The organism is Sphingopyxis sp. LC81, assembly GCF_000756375.1.
Lineage (GTDB): Bacteria > Pseudomonadota > Alphaproteobacteria > Sphingomonadales > Sphingomonadaceae > Sphingopyxis.
The window spans coordinates 13,578-36,045 of record NZ_JNFD01000015.1; the positions used below are offsets into that span (position 1 = coordinate 13,578).

Sequence of the window (22,468 nt, forward strand, 5' to 3'; positions counted from 1 at the left end):
GCGGGCTTGTCCAGAGGCTTACAGGCTGCCGCGCACGCTCAGGAAGAAACGACGGCCGAGATAGTCATATTGCGTGCCGAATGCCGGCGCCTGTCCGATTACCAGCGGCGTCGCGGTGACGACGGTCGATACGCGCGGCGGCGGGGTGTCGAACAGGTTCGCAACCCCCAGCGTGATGCGGAAACGCTCGGCGACGTCGCGGCTCAGCGACAGCGAGTGATAGAAGGTCGCAGGCACGCTGACGTCGGGGCAGAAACGCCCGCCCGGACGGAAGCCCGAGGTGCGGCACGCATCGCCGCCTTGTGCGCGGAGCAGGTCTTTCTCGTTAGACGCGGCCCCAGTGACGTCGAGGCCGTAGAACAGCGTCCAGCCATCCTTCATCCAGCCAAGGTTGAAATCGCCGACCCACTTCGGATTGCCAATCTTGCCATTGTCGTCGACCTCGGTGCCCGGGAAGAGCGAAACCTTGTCCTTCACCTGCCAGGTCATTTGCGCGCGAAACGCGAGTGAACCGAGATTGCCGAGATCCTGATCGACCGCGAGCGACAGGTCGACACCGCGGTTCCGCTGGCGGCTGATATTGACATAGCGGTCGGTGACGCTCGCGACGCTCTGCCGGTCGGGACCGGTCGCGGTGCGCGTGAACAGGCCGCACAGCGGCTCGCCGGCGACATCGGAATCATAACAGCCGCGCAGGATATTCCCGGCGCCGAGCAGGGTGATTTCGTCCTTCACCTCGATGTCGAAATAATCGACCGCAAGCCGCGTGCGGAGCCCGCCCCAAAGCGCGCCCGACAAATCGGGGGTCAGGATCACCGACACCGTCTTGGCGGTCGAGGTTTCCGGGCGAAGCCGGCCGATGCCACCGCCCGATACGATCGTCGCGGGACGGATCCCGCCGGCGAAATTGGGAGCAATGCCGTCGGCGGCGCAATTGTCGAAGATGCGCTGGCTGATCGCACCCGAAGCAAGCCGCGCGGCGGTCTGGACGCACGGATCGACCGTCTGCTGGCCGAGGAAGCCGGTCTGGTCGTTGAGGAACAGCTCGAACAGTGCGGGCGCGCGGAACGAGGTGCCCCAAGTGCCGCGGAAGCGCAGCCAGTCGGTCACCGCCCAGTCGGCGCCGACCTTCCACGTCGTGTCGCTGAACTTGTCCTCGACCCCGTCGCGGCGCGTCGCCTCGACATGCGTATAGCGCGCCGCGCCCGACAGCGTCAGCCGCTCGATCATCGGCACGCCTTCGAGCAAAGGCACCTCGACCTCGCCGAAGATTTCCTTCGACACGGTGCGCCCCGCGGTGATGCCGGAAGTCGTGAAGTTGGCGACATTGCCCGCGCGCGTCGCTTCGCCCGGCGTGTCGTTGATTTCGTCGCGGCGGATATTCGCCCCGAACGCCGCGCCGACCGGCCCCGCGGGCAGGTTGAACAGCTTGCCCGTCAGCAACGCCTCGGCCGAGGTCTGCTTGAACAGGGTGCGTCCCGTCTCGCGGCCCATCAGGAAAGCCCATTCGGCCGGGGTAAAATCGCCGCGCAGCACGCGCGGGTCGGTAAAGTCGATATCGATGCACGGAACACCGCGGATCGCCGTCGTGGTGCCGACGCACGAACGCGTGCGCAAAGTCTGCGACGCGAGCGCGTCCTGATAGATGACGTCCTGCGTATAGCGCGCATCCGAACGGCTGTGCTGGCCGCTCACATCCCACTTCCACTCGCCGCCGATCTCGCCGCGCAGACCGAACACGCCGCGATAATAATCGACGTCGGCCTGGCTTTCGGTCTTCACCAGCACACGCGGGCGCAGGATGATGTTGCCGCCGAACTCGGCGTTGAACGGATCGCCCCTATCGGTAGGGCGGCAATTGTTCGCCGCCGGGTTGCACAGGAAGAAGGGCAGCATCGACGCGCCGGTGAATTGCTGAAGTTCGATCCGCTGAAAACCATTATTATGCGACTTGCGGTTGCTGAACAGGAATTCGCCATAGGCGGTGATGCCTTCGGTCACATCATAGGCGCCCTCGACAAAGGCGCTGATCCGGCGCACGCCCGAAAACACGTCCATATCCTGCTCGACCGGCTCGAACTGGTTGAGCGCGCCGGTCGACGGGCCGTCGAAATTGACCCCGAAGAAATTGGCGGGGCCGAACACCCCGAGCCGGTTATACGCATTGATCGGGATGCCGATCCCCGCGAACTCGCTGCCATATTGGCCCGACAAGATCGCTTGCCCGTTCGGCGCGATCAGCCCGGGACCAAAGGTCGGGACGCCGTTCTGGTTGACCCCCGAAAAGTCGCTGAAGGCGATCTGATTGCCTTGCGTGCTGCTGCACGCCGGGCGTCCGGTTCGGAAATCGACGATATCGGCGCGGCTGCCATCGGCCTCGCGCTTCAGATATTCTTCGGAACAGAAGAGAAAGCCGCGATCGCGGCGCGTCAGATTCTGCTGACGGAAAACATCGACCGTCGCGAAGATGTGGCCGCGATCGAATTTTTTGCCGAAGCTCGCGTCGGCGCCATAGCTCTCGCCGCCGCCATGTTCAGTGATCGACGAAAAGCCGCCGCCCTCGAAGCCGTCGAGATCGTTACGGGTCAGGATGTTGACCACGCCCGCGACCGCGTCCGAGCCATAGATCGACGAGGCGCCGGTCTTGAGTATCTCGACCTGGCGCACCACCGACAGCGGCAGGACGTTGAGGTCGAACGGCGCGACCGCGCCGCGGATCCCGGCAGGACCCGCCCGTCGGCCGTTGATCAGCACGAGCGTCCGCTCGGCACCGAGCCCGCGCAGCGACACCGTCTGCACATCGTTGCCGCCGTTGGCGACGAAGCGGTTCGAGATCGCCGAGGTGATCTGGATCGATCCCTGCGCCGCCGGGGTCGACCGCAGCACATCGGCAAGCTGGACCTGTCCCTGCAGCTTGGCCGTTTCGGGGTCGATGACCTGGATCGGGTCGGCGCTGGTAAATTCGCTCTTCGCGATGCGCGAGCCGGTGACGATAATTTCGTCGCCGCTCTGCGCCGCCGCGGGCGCAGCCGCCAGCGCGATCACCGAGGCCGTTGCAGCCAGAAACACCGAGGGGTTGGTGCCCATTTTCATAATCTTCGTCCGATTTAAAAGTTGATCTCGCCCCCCGGCAGGGTGGAAATTACGCGAAAAGGCGTTTCGATATGGTTTACACCGCGGTAAGTTTTTGCGGTCCTGCCGCCCCGCTTGTCGGGGCGGCGCGTCGCGGCTAGGCACGCTGACGAACGGGTGGGGCGAAAGGATCGCGCGATGAGCAAGGCAATGGGCGACACGCTGGGGCGGCTGGAAGCGGTCATCCACGACCGCCTCGCGGCGGGCGAGGCCGAGGCGTCTTACGTGGCAAGCCTCGCCGCGAAAGGCCGTGGCAAGATCGCGCAAAAGCTTGGCGAGGAAGCCGTCGAAGCCGTCATCGCTGCGGTCAGCGAGGACGATCCCGAACTGATCGGCGAAGCAAGCGACCTCGTCTTCCACCTCTCGATCCTGCTCGCCGAGCGCGGCCTCACATGGGACATGATCGCCGCCGAACTCGACCGCCGCCACGGCACCTCGGGCCACACCGAAAAAGCCAGCCGCCAGTAAGGACCTCTCCCATGCCGATCGACGCAACGCTTCCCTATGACGACAGCAACATTTTCGCGCGCATCCTGCGCGGCGAGCTGCCCTCGAAGACCGTCTATGAGGACGAGTATGCGCTCGCCTTCCATGACATCAATCCGCAGGCGCCGCTGCACATCCTCGTGATCCCCAAGGGCGCCTATGTCAGCTGGGACGATTTTTCAGAGCGCGGCAGCGACGCCGAAATCGCTGGCTTCACCCGTGCGGTGGGCAAGGTCGCGCGCGACGCCGGTCTTGTCGCCCCCGGTTACCGCCTGCTCGCCAACGTCGGCCTCGACAGCCACCAGGAGATTCCGCACCTCCACGTCCATATCTTCGCGGGGAAGCCGCTCGGACCGATGCTCGCGAGATAGCCGCCCCCCTTCCCCCTTGATGGGGGAAGGATACGCAGCCTTATCGCATAGCGATTAGGCGAAGTTGGATGGGGGTGATGGCGCGTCCACGCACGGTCGCTTCAGGCCGAAACCGCACCCCCACCGCTGCGACTAGCCAGCAAGCTGGCAAGTCTCGCTACCTCCCCCATCGAGGGGGAGGAATATTACGATCGTTCGCATTTTTCGCCGCCGTCTATGACCCCCATCACAGCAATTTCGCGAACCGCGACTAACCGTGCGCAAGGCAAGGCGACGGGTGGACTCTGTCCCCTGTTTCCAGCAGGATAGATGTTCGGACCGAACGGGGAGTGGACGATGGGCAAGGGATGGCGCGCGCTGGCTACGGCATTGGCCGGCAAGGCAAAACTGGCGCTGATCCTGCCCCTCACGCTGGCGATGGCCGCGACCGCGGCGGACACCGTCCCGCAGGTCACGCTCGCGACCCCGGGCAGCTCGGGCACCGGCGACGGCACGATCACGCGCTTCACCTTGCGCTTTTCCGAAGACATGGTCCCGCTCGGTGACCCCCGCGCCCAAGCCCCGGCGACCAACGACTGCAAACTCCCCTCGTCGGGCCGCTGGGTCGACACGCGCACCTGGGTGCTCGAATTCGATAAACCGCTCCCCGGCGGGCTCGCGTGCCATGTCGAGCTCCGCGACGGGCTCAAGACCGCGCGCGGCGTCTCGGTCGCGGGCAACAGCCGCTTCGCGCTCGACACCGGCGGCCCCTCGGCGCGCGCCGTGCTCGCGGGCGGAATGGACGGCGGCATCGAGGAGGAGCAGATCTTCCTCGTCGCGACCAATGTCGCCGCCGACCGCGCCTCGGTCGGCCGCTTCGCCTATTGCGCGGTCGACGGCATCGGCGAGAAAATCCCCGTCGACGTCCTGCCGCGCGCGACCGCGACCGAGATATTGACCGGGCTCGGCGACAACAACTGGTCGCGCCAGTCCTTCACCTACGACGCCGGGCTGCCGCAGCGCTTCCCCGCCGCGGGCGCCGACCGCGAAGCCGCGCTCGATCGCATCGTTCCCGTCAAATGCCGCCGCCCGCTGCCCCCGGGCCGCGAGATGGCGCTCGTCTGGGACGCGCGCATCAGCCAGGCGGGCGTCCCCGGCCGCACCGCCGGGCGCGACCAGCGCTTCGACCACGACGTGCGCCCCGCCTTCACTGCGAAGATGTCGTGCAGCCGCATCAATCCGCAGGCGGGCTGCAACCCGATCAAGGATGTGACGCTCAGCTTCGCGTCGCCCGTATCGCGCGAGACGATCCTCGCCGCGACGCTGAACACCGCCGACGGCAAGACGCTGACGCCGAAGATCGACGACGACGACAAAAATGACGCGTGGCTGACCACCGTCCGCTTCACCGGCCCGCTGCCGCAGAATGTCGACGCGACGCTCGTGCTGCCCGAGGGCGTCACCGACCAGAGCGGCCGCAAGCTGCAGAACCAGTCGAATTTCCCGCTGAAATTCCACATCGATCGCGCCCCGCCTTTGGTCAAATTCGCCGCCGAATTCGGCATTCTCGAGGCGGGCGAAGGCGGCGTGCTGCCCGTCACCGTGCGCGGGGTCGAAAGCTCGCTCGTTCAGGCGAACCTCAAAATGCCCGCAACCGCGCTCAAGGTCGGCGACGACGATGCCGCGATCGCGCGCTGGCTGAAACGCGTCGATGACGCCGACGACACCGACTATCGCGAGGAAAAGAACGCCGCGGGCAAGGACGTCACGGTCAATTACACCGGCACCAAATCGGTGTTCGCGGACGCCCCCGCGGGCGGCGAACGCCGCGATATGCAGCTCTCGCCCCCTGCAGGCGGCAAGGAATTCGAGGTCGTCGGCATCCCCCTGTCGGAAAAGGGCTTCCATATCGTCGAGATCGCGAGCCCCGAACTCGGCGCCGCGCTGCTCGGCCGCAAGTCGACGCGTTACGTCGCGACCGCGGCGCTCGTCACCAATATGGCGGTGCATTTCAAATGGGGCCGCGAGGGCTCGCTCGCGTGGGTGACGTCGCTCGACACCGGCCTCCCCGTCGCGGGCGCCGAAATCCGCGTCTCGGATAGCTGCACCGGCCGCCTGCTCGCGCGCGGCAGTGCCGACAAGGCAGGCCGCCTCGCCTTTGCGGGCGGACTCCCCCAGCCCGAAACCTATTCGAGCTGCGAAGAAAAGCCCGACATGGCGAAAAGCGAAGGCCATGCGCTGATGGTCAGCGCCCGCGCGGGCGACGATTTCAGCTTTACCCTCACCGACTGGGGCAATGGCATCCGCCCCTATGATTTCGACCTCCCCTATGGCTGGTCGGAACGCAACGACATCCTCCATACCGTCTTCGACCGCACGCTCGTGAAGGCGGGCGAGTCGGTCCACATGAAGCATCTGCTCCGCCGCCCGGTCGGCCTCGGCTTCCGTACCCCCGAGGCGCTCGCGGGCAAGCTCCGCCTCGTCCACCGCGGTTCGGACACCGAATTCGAAATGCCCTTCAGCATTGCCGCAACCGGCAGCGGCGACACGACATGGAATGTCCCCGCCTCGGCGCCGATGGGCGATTATGAGCTCGTCTTCGTCACCAAGGACAAGGATGGCGAGGACAAGACGATCTGGTCGGGCCAGTCGGTCAAGGTCGACGAATATCGCCTGCCGACGATGAAGGCGACGATCACCGGGCCGAAGACCGCACTCGTCCGCCCCGCCGCGGTGCCGCTGTCGCTCTTTGTCGGCTATCTCTCGGGCGGCCCCGCGCCGAATATCCCGGTCGAACTGCGCACCAATTTCCGCTCGAGCTGGTCACCGCCCGAGGATTACAAGGATTGGGATTTCGACGGTCAGCCGGTGAAGGAAGGCATCGTCCAGCTCGACGACAGCGGCGACGAACCCAGCGCCGAACTACCGCTCGCGCGCTCGGTGCCACTCACACTCGACGCCAATGGCGCCGCGACGACCAATGTCACGGTCGACCAGCCGATCACCGAACCGACGCTGATGGCCGCCGAAATGGATTATGAGGATGCCAATGGCGAGACGCTGACCTCGAGCCGCCGCATCACGCTTTACCCGTCGGCCGTGCGTCTCGGGCTCAAGACCGACGGCTGGCTGATGCGCGACAAGGATCTCCGCCTCAATTTCATCGCGCTGAACCTCGATGGCAAGCCGATTGCGGGCCAGCGCGTGCAGGTCGCGCTCTACAACCGCGAGATCATCACCGCGCGCCGCCGCCTGATTGGCGGCTTCTACGCCTATGACAACCAGATGCGCACGACGCGGCTCGACGCGACCTGCTCGGCGACGACCGACAAGCTCGGCCGCGCGAGTTGCGCGATGGCGCCGGGCATCTCGGGCGAGGTTACCGTGGTCGCGACGACGCTCGACGCCGATGGCAACGAGGCGCGCGCGGTGCGCTCGGTATGGCTCGCGGGCGACGACGACTGGTGGTTCGGCGGCGACAATGGCGACCGCATGGACGTGATCGCCGAAAAGCCGCGCTATGCCGCCGGCGACACCGCGAATTTCCAGGTCCGCATGCCGTTCCGCGAAGCGACCGCGCTCGTCACCGTCGAACGCGAGGGCGTGCTGTCGAGCTTCGTCGTGCCCTTGAAGGGCACCAACCCCGTCGTGAAGGTCAAGCTTCCCGCGACCTACGCCCCCGACGTCTATGTCTCGGTGATGGCGGTGCGCGGGCGCGTGACGGGCGACGAAAGCTGGTTCCGCAAGATGAAGCGCGCGGTCGGCTTCAAGATCGAGAATAGCGAAGGCGCTCCGCCGACCGCACTCGTCGACCTCGCCAAGCCGAGCTACCGCATGGGCATCGCGCGCATCAAGGTCGGCTGGGAAGGTCATCAGCTCGGCGTCAAGGTGAAGGCCGACAAGGAGAAATATTCGGTCCGCGAGACCGCGAAAGTCGCGATCGAGGTCAAGACCCCGGGCGGCAAAGCGCCGAAGAACGCCGACGTCGCCTTCGCTGCGGTCGACGAGGCGCTGCTCCAGCTCGCGCCCAATGAAAGCTGGCAGGTCATCGACGCGATGATGGGCGAACGCACGCTCGACGTGCTCACCTCGACCGCGCAGATGCAGGTCGTCGGCAAGCGCCATTATGGCCGCAAGGCGCTCGAACCCGGCGGCGGTGGCGGCGGCGACTTGTCCGGCCTGACGCGCGAGGATTTCCGCCCCGTCTTGCTGTGGAAAGGCAATGTTCCGCTCGACGCCAAGGGCCGCGCGAGCGTCGACGTGCCGCTCAGCGACAATCTCTCGGGCTTCCGCCTCGTCGCGATCGCGACCGACGGATCGCAATATTTCGGCACCGGCGAGACGACCGTCCGCACCGTGCAGGATCTCGGCGTCTTTGCCGGCATGCCCGAGCTGGTGCGTACCGGCGATACCTATGACGCACGCTTCACGCTGCGCAACGGCACCGATCAGCCGATGGAGGTCACCGCGACCCCGACGCTGTCGCCCGCCGTCGCGACCGCGCCGCCGCTCACCGTCACCATCCCGGCGGGCGGCGCGGTGCCGATCAGCTGGTCGATGACCGCGCCCGAGACCACCGGTCCGATCGAATGGACGGTCGAGGCGGCGCAAAAGGGCGGCAAGGCCCGCGACCGCCTCGTCTTCGAACAGACGGTCGAACCCGCGGTGCCCGTCGAGACCTGGGCCGCGAGCCTCTTCCGCGTCGGCCCCGCGACGACGCTGCCGATCGCGATCCCCGCAGGCGCGCTCCCCGGCGGCTATGTCGATATCGCGCTCGCTGGCACGCTCGCGCCGCCGCTCACCGGCGTCCGCGACTATATGAGCGCCTATCCCTACACCTGCTTCGAACAGCAGACGTCGCGCGCGATCGCACTCGGCGATGTCGGGCGCTGGCAGGCGCTCGCGGGCGCGATGCCGACCTATCTCGATGACGACGGGCTGCTCCGCTACTGGCCGAACGAACGGATGGAAGGGTCGATCGAACTCACCGCCTATGTAATGAGCGTGACCGCCGCGAACGGCTTCGCGATCCCCGAGGCATCGAAGGCTAAGATGGTCAAGGCACTGCAAGCGGTCGTCGAAGGGCGGCTGACGCGCAAGGGCTATGGCCCGTGGGATATCCGCCCCGTCCGCATCGCGGCCTTGGCGGCGCTCGCGCGCAACAACGCGTCGAGCGCCAGCCTCGTCGCGGCGATCGACGTCGCGCCGGTCGACATGGCGACGGGCACGCTCGCCGACTGGCTCGTCGCGCTCGAGAAGACGCCGGGCGTGCGGAACGCCCCCGCGCTGCGCACTGCGGCCGAGGCGGAACTGCGCAAGCGTCTCGTCTATGAAGGCACGCGCCTCGACCTCGTCGACGACGCGCGCGCGCCCTGGTGGATGATGACCAGCGGCGATGAAATGGCGATCAAGGCACTCGAAGCCGTGCTCGGCCGCAAGGGCTGGGAAGACGATGCCGGCAAGCTGATGGTCGGCGTCGCGCAGCGCCAGCGCAAGGGCCATTGGGACACCACCCCCGCGAACGCTTGGGGTGCCGTCACCGTCCGCCGCTTCGCCGACCTCTATCCGGCGAGCGCGATCACTGGCGTCACCAACATCGACCTCGCGGGCGCCACCGCTTCGCAAAGCTGGCCGCTCCCTGCCGAGCCCGTCTCGCCGCTCCGTGTCGCGCTGAACGCCGCGACGATGAGCCTGAAGCATGAAGGCACCGGCGCGCCATGGGCCACCGTCAGCGTCAAGGCCGCGGTCCCGCTCAAGGAACCGCTCAACGCGGGTTACCGGATCAAGCGCTCGGTCAACATCGTCAAGGCGGCGAACAAGGACCGCCTGACGCGCGGCGACGTGGTCAAGGTGCGGATCGAGGTCGTCGCGGCCGCCGGCCGGACGTGGGTTGTCATCAACGACCCGATCGCCCCCGGCGCGACGATCGTCGGCAACCTCGGCGGCCAGTCCGAAATGCTCGCCGAACAGGCAGGCGGATCGGGCGCGCAGCCGAGTTATGTCGAGCGCGGGAAGGACAGCTGGCGCGGCTATTTCGGCTGGATGCCCGCGGGCACCCACGCGGTCGAATATGTCGTGCGGCTCAACGGATCGGGCCGCTTCACCCTGCCGCCGACACGCGTCGAGGCGATGTATTCGCCCGCGATCCGCGGCCAGTGGCCGAACGCGCCGATCACGGTGGCGAGCGTCGGGCAGTGATGATCGGCTGCGGACAAACAAGATCCTCCCTGTCGCGAAGCGATGGGGAGGTGGCAGCGCGAAGCGCTGACGGAGGGGCCAATGGCGCACCGTCGCGGCCCCTCCACCATCCTGCGGATGGTCCCCCTCCCCATGCCTTCGGCACGGGGAGGATCGTTTAGGCCTCGCGATCGATGAGCGCCAAAATCCGCTGGCGAGACGTCCTCGCATGGGCCGCGCTCGCGCTGCTCGTCCTCACAACCGCCGCCCATCTTCTGACGCGTCCGCCAGCGATGCCGGACTATGAAAGCGTCCGTGCCGACTGGCGCCCCAGCGAAGCCTGGCTCTACGACCGCGACGGGCGCCTGCTCGACAGCGAGCGCGTCAATTTCGAGCGCCGCCGCCTCGCGTGGGTGCCGCTGAACGACATCAGCCCCGCCGTCCGCACCGCCGTCGTGCAAAGCGAGGACCGTCGCTTCTGGTCGCATGGCGGGGTCGACTGGCTCGCGATCGCGAGTGCGATCCGCGCGCGCTGGACCGGCGACCGCTCGCGCGGCGCCTCGACGCTTGCGATGCAGCTCGCCGCCTTTCTCGACCCCAGCCTCGCGCAGCCCGGCAAGCGCGACTGGCGGACCAAGATCCGCCAGATGCGCGCCGGACAGGCGCTCGCGGCAAACTGGTCGCACGAGCAGATGCTCGAGGCCTATTTCAACCTCCTCCCCTTGCGCGGCGAAACGCAGGGCATCGGTGCGGGCGCGCAAAGCCTGTTCGGCAAGAAACCCGCCGAACTGAGCCGCACTGACGCCGCGCTGTTCGCGGGCCTCCTCCCCAACCCCGCCGCAAGCGCCGAGGCGCTCGGTCGCCGCGCCTGCCGGGTGGCGCAAACAAGAGATTGCACAGCGATCCGCGCCGCCGCCGCGACGCTCGTTTCGGGCGAGCATGCCGCGCGCTTCGACCCGGGGCTCGCGCCGCACCTCGCCGTCCGCCTGCTCGACGCGCCAGGCAAGCGCGTCACCACGACGGTCGACCGCCGCATCCAGGCCGCCGCGATCGTCGCGCTGCGCCGCCAGCTCGCGGGCCTCGGCTCGGACCGCGTGCGCGACGGTGCGGTCGTCGTGCTCGACAACGCCTCCGGCGAAGTGCTCGCCTATGTCGGCGGCGTCGGCCTCAAATCGACCGCATCGCAAGTCGACGGCGCCAACGCGCGGCGGCAGGCGGGCTCGACCTTGAAACCGCATCTCTATGCGCAGGTGATCGAACATGGCTGGCTCACTGCGGCGTCGATCCTCGACGACAGCCCGGTCCAGCTCGACACCGCCTCGGGCCTCTATGTCCCCAAAAACTACGACCACAGCTTCAAAGGGCCGGTCAGCGTCCGCCACGCACTCGCCAGCTCGCTCAACGTCCCCGCCGTCCGCGCGCTCGTCATCGACGACGTCCAGCAATTCCGCGACCGCCTGTGGGCGCTCGGCTACCACGGCCTCGTCGAGGACGGCGAATATTACGGCTTCAGCCTTGCACTTGGCTCCGCCGAAGTGTCGCTCGTCGAACAGGCGAACGCCTTCCGCACCTTCGCCAACCTTGGCCGCTATGCCCCCGTCCATTTCCGGCGCGGCGAAAAACCGGAAGACGCGCGCCAGATCGTCAGCGCCGCCGCCGCCTTCATCGTCGGCGACATCCTCGCCGACGCCTCGGCGCGCACCGACGCCTTTGGCGCCGACAGCGCGCTCCGCCTCCCTTTCTGGGCCGCCGCCAAGACGGGCACCTCGAAAGGCATGCGCGACAATTGGTGTATCGGCTGGTCCGACCGCTTCACCGTCGCCGTCTGGGTCGGCAATCTCGAGGGCGATTCGATGCGCGCCGTCTCGGGCACCTCGGGCGCCGCGCCGGTGTGGCGCGACGTCATGCTCGCGCTCCATGCAGGCAGCCCCGGCAAGCCCCCCACGATGCCCGATGGCGTCGAGGTGCGCCAAATCGCCCTGCCCGGCACGCGCGAACCCCCGCGCCGCGAATATTTCCTCCGCGGCACCGCGCAAACCGAAATGGCAGCCGCACCGCAGGCCGCGCGCCGTCCGCGCATCACCAGCCCGGTCAGCGGCAGTGTCTATGCGCTCGATCCTGACATCCCGATCGACCGCCAGCGCCTTGCGGTGATCGTCAGCGGATCGGTCGCCGGATACCGCCTGATCCTCGACAAGAAAGCGCTCGGCGACGCCGATGCGGGACAGCAAATCCTGCCGCGCCCCGGCGTTCATATGCTGACGCTGGTTGATCCAGGCGGCCGAATGATTGACCGAGTGCGCTTTACCGTACGGTAAGCGGCCCTGGTCCCCGTCGAATGCGGTGCTGGTCTCATGAAATTAAGTTGCGCTGACGCGTGGAGCGGCTAGTCTGCCCCGCCATGAGACGGGCGGCAGCTCAGCCGCTCCAAAGGGGAAGATTATGCTATTTGACCGCGTAAAGCCGTTGGATGCCATTTTGGCGACAGCGGAAAAAAAGTCGCTTACGCGCACGCTCGGCGCCTTTCAGCTCACCATGCTGGGGATCGGTGCCGTGATTGGGACCGGGATTTTCGTTTTGACCGCCGAGGCCGCTCAAAAGGCCGGCCCGGGCATGATGATCAGCTTCATCATCGCCGGCTTCGTCTGCGCCTTCGCGGCGCTCTGCTACGCCGAAATGGCCTCGATGGTCCCCGTGTCGGGCTCGGCCTACACCTATAGCTACGCCGTGATGGGCGAACTCATCGCATGGATGGTCGGCTGGGCGCTGATCCTCGAATATGCGGTCGCGGCGGGCGCCGTTTCGGTCGGCTGGTCGGGCTATGTGGTCGGGCTGATCGAACATGCCTTCAGCATAGACATACCCTCCGCATGGGTGCTCGGGCCGTTCGACGGCGGCATGATCAACCTGCCAGCGATGTTCATCGCGGGCGTCGTCACCATGCTCCTCGTGATCGGCACGCGCGAATCGGCGACGATCAACGCGATCCTCGTCGTCATCAAGGTTGCGGCGCTCACCCTCTTCATCATCCTCGCGGTTCCCGTGATGAACATGGAGAATTTCGAGCCCTTCGCGCCGCTCGGCATCGGCGGCATCGGCGCCGCCGCGGCCTCGATCTTCTTCGCTTATGTCGGCTTCGACGCGGTCTCGACCGCGGCCGAGGAAACCAAGAATCCGCAGCGCAACATGCCGATCGGCCTGATCGGCAGCCTTGCGATCTGCACCATCTTCTATCTGCTCGTCGCCGCCGGCGTCATCGGTTCGGTCGGCGCGCAGCCGGTCGGCATCGATGCCGCCGCGGGCCATGCGCTCGAACCCGGCAGCCGCGAACTCGCCGCCGCGTGCGGCGCGATCGGCGATCAGGCGGTGGTCTGTTCGAAGGAAGCGCTGGCGTGGACGCTGCGTGAAATCGGCTGGCCCCAGATCGGCAATTTGATCGGCCTCGCCGCCGGCCTCGCGCTGCCGTCGGTCATCCTGATGATGATGTTCGGCCAGACCCGCATCTTCTTTGTGATGAGCCGCGACGGTCTGCTGCCGCAAGCCTTCTCGAAGATCCACCCGAAGTTCAACACGCCGCACGTGATCACGATCATCACGGGCATCGCGGTCGCGCTGTTCGCCGCCTTCTTCCCTGTCGGGCAGCTGGCGAACATCTCGAACTCGGGCACGCTCTTCGCATTCGCTGCGGTGTCGATCGCGGTGATGGTGATCCGCAAGACCGATCCCGGCCGCCACCGTCCGTTCAAGACGCCGCTGATCTATATCACGGCGCCGATCGCGATCGCGGGCTGTCTGTATCTCTTCTTCAACCTCGACCAGAAGAGCATCAATCTCTTCCTGATCTGGGCGGGCATCGGCCTCGTCGTCTACTTCGCCTACAGCCGCTCGCGCAGCCATGTGGGTCAGGGACATATCGAGGTGCACGAGGACGACCCCGACGCACCGCCGCCGCCGGTCCCGCCGGCCCCGTCGTTCAACTGACGGTTCGAATGATGTTGAGGGAAAGGGGGCTTCGGCCCCCTTTCTTTTTGGCCGGTGTATCGAACAAGTCCGCTAATCGACCGATTGCTGACGGTCTTGTTCGAAGGCACGAAGCCCAATAGCTGTCGCTTGAGCGACTGTGCAGGCTTGCGCGGGAGGATACATGACTGACGGCACAAAAGCTTCGGTTCTAGACGTCTATCAACGCCACGGCACGACGTGGGCCAAACTGCGGGGGGGCAAGTTGAGCGAACGCTCGTGGCTCGACCGCTTTTGCAACCACCTGCTCCCGGGAGCGGCTGTCCTCGACATCGGTTGCGGCTCTGGCGTGCCGATCGCACGCGAGTTGATCCGACGAGGATTTGACGTAACGGGGGTGGATGCCACCCAAACGATGTTGGCGCTGTTCCGGAACAATCTGCCGGGCATAACAGCGCACCTTATGGACATGCGTCAACTTGCCTTGGGTCGGCGTTTCGCTGGTCTGCTCGCTTGGGATAGCTTTTTTCACCTGTCACCCGACGATCAACGCTCCATGTTCGGCCGTTTTCAGGCTCATGCGGAACCGGGCACGGTGCTGATGTTCACCAGCGGGAACGTAGAAGGTATCGCCGTTGGCGAACTGGAGGGGGATTCTCTCTATCATAGCAGCCTAGGCCCGGACGAGTATCGGGCTTTGCTCGATGCCGCCGGCTTCGAGGTCATTACCCATGTAATGAATGACCCTTCCTGCGGTCAACGAACCATCTGGCTGACTCGCCAGCGAGATTGATCAAGTCGACGGCTTTGACAAGTGCCGGATTATAAAGCCGTCATTCGGCTTTCCACCCCGAACCAGACCTTCAAACAGCGGCCCGCAACGATGTGGATAACCCCGGGGATAACCCCGGTACAAGTCTGTGGATCAGCTGTTGAGACTGCGCCGGATCGCGGCGATCTCGGCGTCGAGTTCGCTGTCGGCGACGCGCAGCGCCTCGACCGTGCGCACCGCGTGGATCACCGTCGAATGGTCGCGCCCGCCAAAGCGCCGCCCGATCTCGGGATAGGAGCGCGGGGTCAGTTCCTTCGCGAGGTACATCGCGACCTGGCGCGGGCGGGCAACCGCGCGGACGCGGCGCTTCGACGACATTTCGGACTTGTCGAGCCGGTAGTGCGCGCACACCGCGCGCTGGATCTCGTCGATCGTGATCCGCGGGCGCGCGGTGCGGACATTTTCTGCGAGCCGGTCTTCGGCGAGCGCGAGGTCGACCGTCGTGCCGGTGAGCGCGGCATAGGCGAGCAGCTTGTTGAGCGCGCCTTCGAGTTCGCGGATGTTGCGCGTGAAATGCTTGACCAGATAGGCGACGACATTGTCGGGCACGTCGACCATCGGCATCGCGGTCAGCCGCTGGCGGATGATGCGTTCGCGCAGATCGTCCTCGGGCGCCTCGATATCGGCGACGAGCCCGCCCGACAGGCGCGAGAGCAGCCGCGCCTCGACCCCGTCGAGCATCGCCGGGGGACGATCGGCGGTGACGACGAGGCGCTTGCCCGCGGTCATCAGATCGTCGATCGTGTGAAGCAGCTCTTCCTGCGTCGAATTCTTGCCGATCACGAATTGCAGGTCGTCAAGCAGCAGCAGGTCGGCGGCGCGCAGCCGCGCCTTGAACGCCATCATGTCGCCGCCGCGCATCGCGCCGACGAATTCGAGCATGAATTTTTCCGCCGACATCAGGATGATATTCGCGGTCGGGTGCGCCGCGGCATAGTCCTGCGCCATCGCCTGGAGGAGGTGCGTCTTGCCCTGCCCGGTGCCCGAGCAGAGATAGAGCGGGTTGAACTGCGGCGCCTCGACCATCGCCATCCGGCGCGCGGCGTTGGCGGCGAGGATGTTGCTGCGCGCGACGACGAAGCGGTCGAACGACAGGCGCGGGTCGAAGCCCAGCAGCGCGGGATTGGCGGCGGGTGCCGGCGCCGGCGCGTCGAAGCTCGGCAGCGGCGAGGCGGCGAGCGCCGTGGCGCGATCGTCCGCCGCGGCACCGCCGCGCACCGTGACGCCGCGCACCGCGGGCAGCTGCTGCCGCCAGGCGAGTTCGAGCCGGTCGCCAAAGCGTTCGTTGATCCAGTTCGCCGAAAAACGGCTGACGGTTTCGAGCGTCACCACGCCCGACAGCGTGCAATAGTCGGCAAAGCGCACGGGCTTCAGCCAATGGTCGAAAGTACGCACGCCAAGGTCGCGGCGCAGCCCTTCGGCGACGCGCGGCCAGAGCGTTGCGGCATCACCGCTCATTGCTCCGCCCTTTGCGTCATGCCCATGCCAATTGCTGCTTTCTATCACGCCGTGCCGCCCCCTCAGGTCCCCGCGCGTCGCACGATCGGGCGGCCGGCCACGCGCCGATTCGTCGCCTGCGCAGGGCGCAGGCATACTATCCGGGGCAGATAGCCCGAGAAGATGCGAATCATGTCGATGTGGCGGCCACCGGCGAAGGCCGACGACGCACCCTGTCTAGTCAGCCCGCGCCGAGTCGATCAAGGTCTGGCCGTGTAAAAATACTGAAATAAAAATCTTGACTCACTAGGGGGGCCGGAATCGCGCCAGAACGTCAATTTATGACTATTTTTCAATAGTTTAAATATGACATTCTAGTGACCAAACAACGAATCGCCGTAAATCCGTCACTTACCGCGCTGCAACACTATTGCCATCGCGCTGTCACAATATCCGACGCAAAAAAGGACCCGCGGGCATGAAGCCAGCGGGTCCTTTTTGTTCCCTTTCGGGACAAAGCGAATCAGGCGATCGCGTTCACGCTCTTGGTCAGGCGCGAGAACTTGCGCGCCACGGTGTTCTTGTGGAGCACACCCTTGGCAACGCCGCGCGCCATTTCGGGCTGCGCCGCCTTCAGTGCGGTCGCGGCCGCGTCCTTGTCACCGGCGGCGACGGCGTTCTCGACCTTCTTCACCAGCGTGCGGATGCGCGAAACGCGATTCTTGTTCACGACGGTGCGCGCGGTGTTGCGGCGGATGCGCTTTTTTGCCTGCGGCGTATTGGCCATAAATTCCTCGGTTTCCAAACGGTCTAAGTCAGTCGGAGCGCAGCGTCACCGGAGCAGCCGAATCGCGCAAACAGGCGAATCAATGTCCGGATACGGCCGGTTCCGGTAACCCGGACCCTGCTCGAAGGGTGCGCGCATAGCCAGCTTGACCCTTTTGGTCAATGCCTATTGCGGGAAAGCGCACGCATTAGCGCTGGCATTTCGGGCAAAAGAAGGTCGACCGGCCCGATTGCACGATCCGGGCGATCGTCCCGCCGCATTCGCAAGTCTCGCCCTCGCGCCCATAGACGCGCCAGTCCTTGGCAAAATAGCCGAGGTCGCCCTCGGGACTGAGGAAGTCGCGCAAGGTCGAGCCGCCGGCCGCGATCGCCGCAGCCAACACATCCTTGATCGCGGGCACCAGCGCCGCGAGTTTCGCCCTGGGCACATCGGCCGCGGGCTTCGTCGGCGCGATGCGCGCCATGTTGAGCGCTTCGCACACATAGATATTGCCGAGCCCCGCGACGACCGTCTGATCGAGCAGCATCGCCTTGATCGGCGCGCGGCGCGCGGCGAGCGCCTTCGCCAGATAGGCGGCGTCGAAAACGTCGGACAAGGGTTCGGGACCGAGCGTCACGAACGCCGGAAACAAGGTCAGCGGATCGCCGCTGACGAGGTCGACCGATCCGAAGCGCCGCGGATCGTGGAGGAACAACCGGTGCCCCGCGGTTTCGAGCAGCAGATGATCGTGCTTGCCCGCCTCGCCGCCCTCGGTCCGCCAGCGCCCCGACATGCCGAGGTGGAAGATCATATGGTCGTCGCGGTCGGTCGAGATGACGCCATATTTGGCGCGGCGCGACAGGCCCGTGACCGTCGCGCCGGTCAGCCGCTGCGCAAGGTCGGCGGGAAAGGGCCGGCGCAGGTCGGGGCGAAAGGTGGTGACCGCGGTCAGCCGCTGGCCCTCGAGGAAAGGCGCGAGGCCGCGGACGGTGGTTTCGACTTCGGGAAGTTCGGGCATATCGTCTATCGGGCTACGCGCCATTTGCGCGGGCGGCAAGGCCCGGCTAAAGGCCGACGCAACACACCATCTCCCCGCAAAGGCGCGCACTCCATGGCCACTCCCGACACCGTCAGCTTCGGCTATGAACAGGTCCCCGCGGGCGAGAAGACCGCGATGGTCGGCGAAGTGTTCAGCCGCGTCGCGCGCAAATACGACATTATGAACGACGCGATGTCGGGCGGCATGCATCGCCTGTGGAAAGACCGCTTCGTGCGCCGCGTGAAACCGCGCGAAGGCGAGACGATCCTCGACATGGCGGGCGGCACCGGCGACATCGCCTTTCGCATGGAGCGTTTCGGCGCGAGCATTACCGTCGCCGACATCAACCCCGACATGCTCGGCGTCGGCGTCGAGCGCGCCGCCGAACGCGGCATCGACACGCTGGTGTGGTCCGAACAAAATGCCGAGAAGCTGTCGTTCCCCGATCAGTTTTTCGACGCCTATACGATCGCCTTCGGCATCCGCAACGTCACCGACATCCCGGCGGCGCTGCAGGAAGCGCATCGCGTGCTGCGTTATGGCGGCCGTTTCTTCTGCCTCGAATTTTCGACCAACGAATGGCCGGGCTTCGCGCAGGCCTATGACGCCTACTCGCACCACCTCGTCCCCAAGCTCGGCAAGCTGATCGCCGACGACGAGGACAGCTATCGCTATCTGATCGAATCGATCCGCCGCTTCCCGCCGATGCCCAAATTCGCGCAGATGATCCGCGAAGCCGGCTTCACCGCGGTGAAGGTCGAACCGATCCTCGGCGGTCTCGTCGCGATCCACAGCGGGTGGAAGGCTTGACCCGTCCCGTCGTCCATATCCTGCGCCTGCTGAAATGGGGACGCATCCTCGCGCGCCACGGTGCGCTGCGCGGAATCGAAGCTGCGCCCGAAACGCCGGCGGGGGTGAAGCGCCTGTGCCGGATTGCACGGCTGGGCACGATCCAGCCGAAAATCCCCGACTATGCCACCGCATTTCAGGCGATCGGCCCCGCCGCGGTAAAACTCGGCCAGACGCTCGCGACACGCCCCGACCTCGTCGGCGAGGAAGCGGCGCGCAATTTGCTGAGCCTGCAGGACGCCCTCGCGCCGGTCGGTTTCGACCGCATCAAGCAGGAAATCGAGGCGGTCTTCGAAACCCCGCTCGAAAACCTCTACAGCGAATTCGATCCCGAGCCCGTCGGCTCGGCCTCGATCGCGCAGGTCCACCGCGCGGTGACCACCGACGGCCGCAAGGTCGCGGTGAAGGTCCGCCGCCCCGGCATCGACAAGCAGTTCGCGCGCGACATCGACACCTATGAATGGGCGGCGGCGCATCTTGAGGCGCTCGGCGGCGAAGCGACACGCCTGCGCCCGCGCGAAGTGATCGCCAATTTCCGCCGCTGGACCTTGCGCGAGCTTGATCTGCGCCGCGAGGCCGCCTCGGCGTCCGAGCTCGCCGACGCGATGGTCGGGGTGCCGACCTATCAGGTCCCCGCGATCGACTGGGATCGCACCGCGAGCCGCGTGATGACGCTCGACTGGATCGACGGGATCAAGATTTCGCACCGCGAGCAGCTGATCGCCGCGGGGCACGACATGGAAAAATTGTCGGCGAACCTCGTCAACGCCTTCCTGCGGCAAGCGATCGCCGAAGGCTTTTTCCACGCCGACATGCACCAGGGCAATTTGTTCGTGAAGGCCGACGGCACGATCGCCGCGGTGGACTTCGGCATCATGGGGCGGATCAACCGCCAGGCGCGCTACTGGCTCGCCGAAATCCTTTACGGCCTGACCACGGGCAATTATCGCCGCGTCGCCGAGATTCATTTCGAGGCGCAATATGTGCCCGATTATCACAATGTCGAGGAGTTCGCGACGGCGCTCCGCGCGGTCGGCGAGCCGATGCGCGGCAAGCCGGTGAGCGAGCTCAGCGTCGGGCAGATGCTCGACGGGCTGTTCGCGATCACGCGCGATTTCGACATGCAGACGCAGCCGCACCTGCTGCTGCTCCAAAAGACGATGGTGATGGTCGAGGGCGTCGCGACGATGCTCAATCCCAAGATCAACATGTGGAATGTCTCGGGCCCGTTCGTCAGCGAGTGGATTCGCGACGAACTCGGCCCCGAGGCCGCGCTCGCCGACGGCCTGCGCGAACAGGGCAAGACGCTGGCGCTGATCCCCGACATCATCCGCCGCCTCGACGCGCAATTGCCGAAGAAAGGCGCCGCGCCGCCCGCCCCGCCGCTGCCCGAAATTCCGTTGATGTGGGATGTGGGCGAGAAAAAGCGCTGGTGGCGCTATGCGCTGACCGCGCTCGCGGGCGCCGCGGCAGGCGCCGGCATCCTGAACTGGCTGGGATGACCGTCGCCCGACGGGCTTACGGCGCCTGGTTATCGGACATTTACGCTAAATCGCTAAGGCTTGGCCTCGACCAACCCCGGACGTGAAATCCGGACAGAGCCATTCAGGCGTCCGCTTGAACTGAAGCGAGGAAGCGCATAACTGATGCGCGAAGGAGACGGCGATGAATCAAACCCAGTCGATCGCCGCCCACCCGGGGCAGGCCAGCCACCGCTGATGTCCTCGCCGCGCATCCTCCTGATCATCGGCGGCGGTATCGCCGCCTATAAATCGATCGAACTCGTCCGCCTGCTGCGCAAGGCGGGCTATGTCGTGCGCTGTGTCATCACGCGCGCGGGCGAGCAGTTCGTGACGCCGCTGACGCTCGCGGCGCTTAGCGAAAACAAGGTCTACACCAATCTCTTCGACCTCAAGGACGAGGTCGAGATGGGACATATCCAATTGAGCCGCGAGGCCGATCTCGTCGTCGTCGCGCCCGCGACCGCCGACCTGCTCGCCAAGATGGCGGCGGGCATCGCCGACGATCTGGCGACGACCTTGCTGCTCGCGACCGACAAGCCGGTGCTCGCCGCGCCCGCGATGAATGTGCGCATGTGGCTGCACGCCGCAACGCGCCGCAACATCGCGACCTTGCGCGGCGATGGCGTGACCGTGATGGAGCCCGACGAGGGCGAGATGGCGTGCGGCGAATATGGCCCCGGGCGGCTGCCCGAGCCCGCCGCGATCAAGGATGCGATCGATGTGGCGCTCGCCAACGCACCGGCACCGGTCGCGCTGACCGCTCCGGAGGCGCTGGCGGGCCAGCCCGATTTCGCGCCCGCCAACCGGCGCCCGCTCTACGGCCGCCGCATCCTGATCACCGCCGGCCCGACGCACGAACCGATCGACCCGGTGCGTTACATCGCCAACCGATCGAGCGGGAAGCAGGGTTTTGCGATCGCCGCCGCCGCCGCCGAAGCCGGCGCCGAGGTGCTGCTGATCGCCGGCCCCGTCCCGCTCCCGACCCCGCCCGGCGTGATTCGCGTCGATGTCGAGACCGCGGTCGAGATGGCGGCCGAGGTGCAGCAAGGCCTGCCGGTCGATGCCGCGATCATGGTCGCGGCGGTCGCCGACTGGCGCGCCGCCGACACCGCGGTGCAAAAGATCAAGAAGGATGGCAGCGGGCAGGTGCCGCCGCTCGCGCTCGCCGAGAATCCGGACATCCTCGCCGGCCTCGCCAAATCGCCCGAACGCCCGAAACTGCTGGTCGGTTTTGCCGCCGAAACCAACGACGTGATCGCGCATGCCGAGGCGAAGCTCGCGCGCAAGGGGTGCGACTGGATCGTCGCGAACGACGTTTCGGCCGACCCGATGGGCGGCGAGAACAACCGGGTGCATATCGTTAGCAAAACCGGCGTAGACAGCTGGGACCGGCTGCCCAAGCAGGCCGTCGCCCGCAAATTGATGGAAAAGATCGCCGATGAGCTCGAAAAACGCGCCCCCCTTGAACGAGATTGAAATCGCCATCCAGCGGCTGCCCAACGGCGGCGGCCTGCCCCTGCCCGCCTATGCCAGCGACGGCGCGGCGGGAATGGATGTCGTCGCGGCCGAGACGCTGACGCTGCGCCCCGGCGCGCGCCACGCGGTCGCAACGGGCTTCGCGATGGCGATCCCGGCGGGTTATGAGGTGCAGGTGCGCCCGCGTTCGGGGCTCGCGCTCAAACATGGTGTCACCTGCCTCAACACGCCCGGCACGATCGACAGCGATTATCGCGGCGAAGTGAAGGTGATCCTCGCGAACCTCGGCGACGAGAGCTTCGAGATCAAGCGCGGCGATCGCATCGCGCAGCTCGTCCCCGCCCCCGTCCAGCGCGCGGCCTTCGCCGAAGTCGCGACGCTCGACGAAACCGCGCGCGGCGCGGGCGGTTTCGGGTCGACCGGGGTCGAGAGCGATGCGGT

Annotated in this window: 13 protein-coding genes and 1 pseudogene; 10 read left to right on the forward strand and 4 right to left on the reverse strand. The window is 66.4% G+C overall.

Going from position 1 to position 22,468, the window contains the following annotated elements; translation table 11 throughout:
* Window positions 1-18 precede the first annotated feature (18 nt).
* Entirely contained in the window at window positions 19-3,093 is a 3,075-nt protein-coding gene (locus tag FG91_RS08550) for a TonB-dependent receptor plug domain-containing protein (protein ID WP_052187428.1), read from the reverse strand.
* A gap of 177 nt (window positions 3,094-3,270) precedes the next feature.
* On the opposite strand from FG91_RS08550, the gene FG91_RS08555 reads away from it, so the two are divergent.
* The 6 genes from FG91_RS08555 to FG91_RS08580 all read left to right on the forward strand — a co-directional run bounded on the left by FG91_RS08555 (window position 3,271) and on the right by FG91_RS08580 (window position 14,898).
* Window positions 3,271-3,600 carry a phosphoribosyl-ATP diphosphatase gene (locus FG91_RS08555; RefSeq protein ID WP_037514162.1) on the forward strand — a complete coding sequence of 110 codons (330 nt, stop codon included), beginning with the start codon at window positions 3,271-3,273 and terminating at the stop codon, window positions 3,598-3,600.
* 11 nt (window positions 3,601-3,611) lie between these two features.
* On the forward strand, window positions 3,612-3,989 hold the full coding sequence (locus FG91_RS08560) for a histidine triad nucleotide-binding protein (protein WP_037514164.1): 378 nt from the start codon (window positions 3,612-3,614) through the stop codon (window positions 3,987-3,989).
* A gap of 336 nt (window positions 3,990-4,325) precedes the next feature.
* Window positions 4,326-10,166, forward strand: coding sequence for an MG2 domain-containing protein (locus FG91_RS08565; RefSeq protein WP_081940487.1), 5,841 nt, complete (start codon window positions 4,326-4,328; stop codon window positions 10,164-10,166).
* Between the two features lie 173 nt (window positions 10,167-10,339).
* Window positions 10,340-12,463 (forward strand): penicillin-binding protein 1C, encoded by a 2,124-nt coding sequence (pbpC, locus tag FG91_RS08570; protein ID WP_037514166.1) that lies wholly within the window; start codon window positions 10,340-10,342, stop codon window positions 12,461-12,463.
* Window positions 12,464-12,587: 124 nt separating this feature from the next.
* Window positions 12,588-14,126 carry an amino acid permease gene (locus FG91_RS08575; protein WP_037514167.1) on the forward strand — a complete coding sequence of 513 codons (1,539 nt, stop codon included), beginning with the start codon at window positions 12,588-12,590 and terminating at the stop codon, window positions 14,124-14,126.
* Between the two features lie 163 nt (window positions 14,127-14,289).
* Window positions 14,290-14,898, forward strand: a complete 609-nt coding sequence (locus FG91_RS08580; RefSeq protein WP_037514168.1) for a class I SAM-dependent DNA methyltransferase — start codon at window positions 14,290-14,292, stop codon at window positions 14,896-14,898.
* 132 nt (window positions 14,899-15,030) lie between these two features.
* On the opposite strand, the gene dnaA is transcribed toward FG91_RS08580, so the two are convergent.
* The 3 genes from dnaA to mutM all read right to left on the reverse strand — a co-directional run bounded on the left by dnaA (window position 15,031) and on the right by mutM (window position 18,158).
* Window positions 15,031-16,395 (reverse strand): chromosomal replication initiator protein DnaA, encoded by a 1,365-nt coding sequence (gene dnaA / locus FG91_RS08585; protein WP_037514169.1) that lies wholly within the window; start codon window positions 16,393-16,395, stop codon window positions 15,031-15,033.
* 502 nt (window positions 16,396-16,897) lie between these two features.
* Entirely contained in the window at window positions 16,898-17,161 is a 264-nt protein-coding gene (rpsT, locus tag FG91_RS08590) for a 30S ribosomal protein S20 (protein ID WP_037514171.1), read from the reverse strand.
* A gap of 187 nt (window positions 17,162-17,348) precedes the next feature.
* Window positions 17,349-18,158 (reverse strand): bifunctional DNA-formamidopyrimidine glycosylase/DNA-(apurinic or apyrimidinic site) lyase, encoded by an 810-nt coding sequence (gene mutM, locus FG91_RS08595; RefSeq protein WP_037514216.1) that lies wholly within the window; start codon window positions 18,156-18,158, stop codon window positions 17,349-17,351.
* Between the two features lie 93 nt (window positions 18,159-18,251).
* On the opposite strand from mutM, the gene FG91_RS08600 reads away from it, so the two are divergent.
* The 4 genes and pseudogenes from FG91_RS08600 to dut form a co-directional block, all read left to right on the forward strand.
* A complete protein-coding gene (locus FG91_RS08600; RefSeq protein WP_037514173.1) occupies window positions 18,252-18,989 on the forward strand; it encodes a class I SAM-dependent methyltransferase in 738 nt (245 codons plus the stop codon).
* Window positions 18,986-20,530, forward strand: a complete 1,545-nt coding sequence (gene ubiB / locus FG91_RS08605; RefSeq protein ID WP_037514219.1) for a 2-polyprenylphenol 6-hydroxylase — start codon at window positions 18,986-18,988, stop codon at window positions 20,528-20,530. Before FG91_RS08600 ends, ubiB begins: the two co-directional genes overlap by 4 nt.
* Before the next feature lie 216 nt (window positions 20,531-20,746).
* Entirely contained in the window at window positions 20,747-22,027 is a 1,281-nt protein-coding gene (locus tag FG91_RS08610; protein WP_037514174.1) for a bifunctional phosphopantothenoylcysteine decarboxylase/phosphopantothenate synthase, read from the forward strand.
* A pseudogene (dut, locus tag FG91_RS08615) lies at window positions 21,990-22,451 on the forward strand (dUTP diphosphatase); the annotation flags it as partial. The gene FG91_RS08610 and the pseudogene dut, both read left to right, overlap by 38 nt.
* Between the last annotated feature and the right edge of the window lie 17 nt (window positions 22,452-22,468).

What these genes read in the sequence shown, in the direction of transcription:
- mutM (WP_037514216.1), bottom strand. Translation starts at nt 18,158, where the DNA reads ATGCCCGAACTTCCCGAAGTCGAAACCACCGTCCGCGGCCTCGCGCCT.
- FG91_RS08565 (WP_081940487.1), top strand. Translation starts at nt 4,326, where the DNA reads ATGGGCAAGGGATGGCGCGCGCTGGCTACGGCATTGGCCGGCAAGGCA.
- FG91_RS08555 (WP_037514162.1), top strand. Translation starts at nt 3,271, where the DNA reads ATGAGCAAGGCAATGGGCGACACGCTGGGGCGGCTGGAAGCGGTCATC.
- dnaA (WP_037514169.1), bottom strand. Translation starts at nt 16,395, where the DNA reads ATGAGCGGTGATGCCGCAACGCTCTGGCCGCGCGTCGCCGAAGGGCTG.
- FG91_RS08575 (WP_037514167.1), top strand. Translation starts at nt 12,588, where the DNA reads ATGCTATTTGACCGCGTAAAGCCGTTGGATGCCATTTTGGCGACAGCG.
- FG91_RS08580 (WP_037514168.1), top strand. Translation starts at nt 14,290, where the DNA reads ATGACTGACGGCACAAAAGCTTCGGTTCTAGACGTCTATCAACGCCAC.
- FG91_RS08550 (WP_052187428.1), bottom strand. Translation starts at nt 3,093, where the DNA reads ATGAAAATGGGCACCAACCCCTCGGTGTTTCTGGCTGCAACGGCCTCG.
- rpsT (WP_037514171.1), bottom strand. Translation starts at nt 17,161, where the DNA reads ATGGCCAATACGCCGCAGGCAAAAAAGCGCATCCGCCGCAACACCGCG.
- FG91_RS08610 (WP_037514174.1), top strand. Translation starts at nt 20,747, where the DNA reads ATGTCCTCGCCGCGCATCCTCCTGATCATCGGCGGCGGTATCGCCGCC.
- pbpC (WP_037514166.1), top strand. Translation starts at nt 10,340, where the DNA reads ATGAGCGCCAAAATCCGCTGGCGAGACGTCCTCGCATGGGCCGCGCTC.
- FG91_RS08600 (WP_037514173.1), top strand. Translation starts at nt 18,252, where the DNA reads ATGGCCACTCCCGACACCGTCAGCTTCGGCTATGAACAGGTCCCCGCG.
- FG91_RS08560 (WP_037514164.1), top strand. Translation starts at nt 3,612, where the DNA reads ATGCCGATCGACGCAACGCTTCCCTATGACGACAGCAACATTTTCGCG.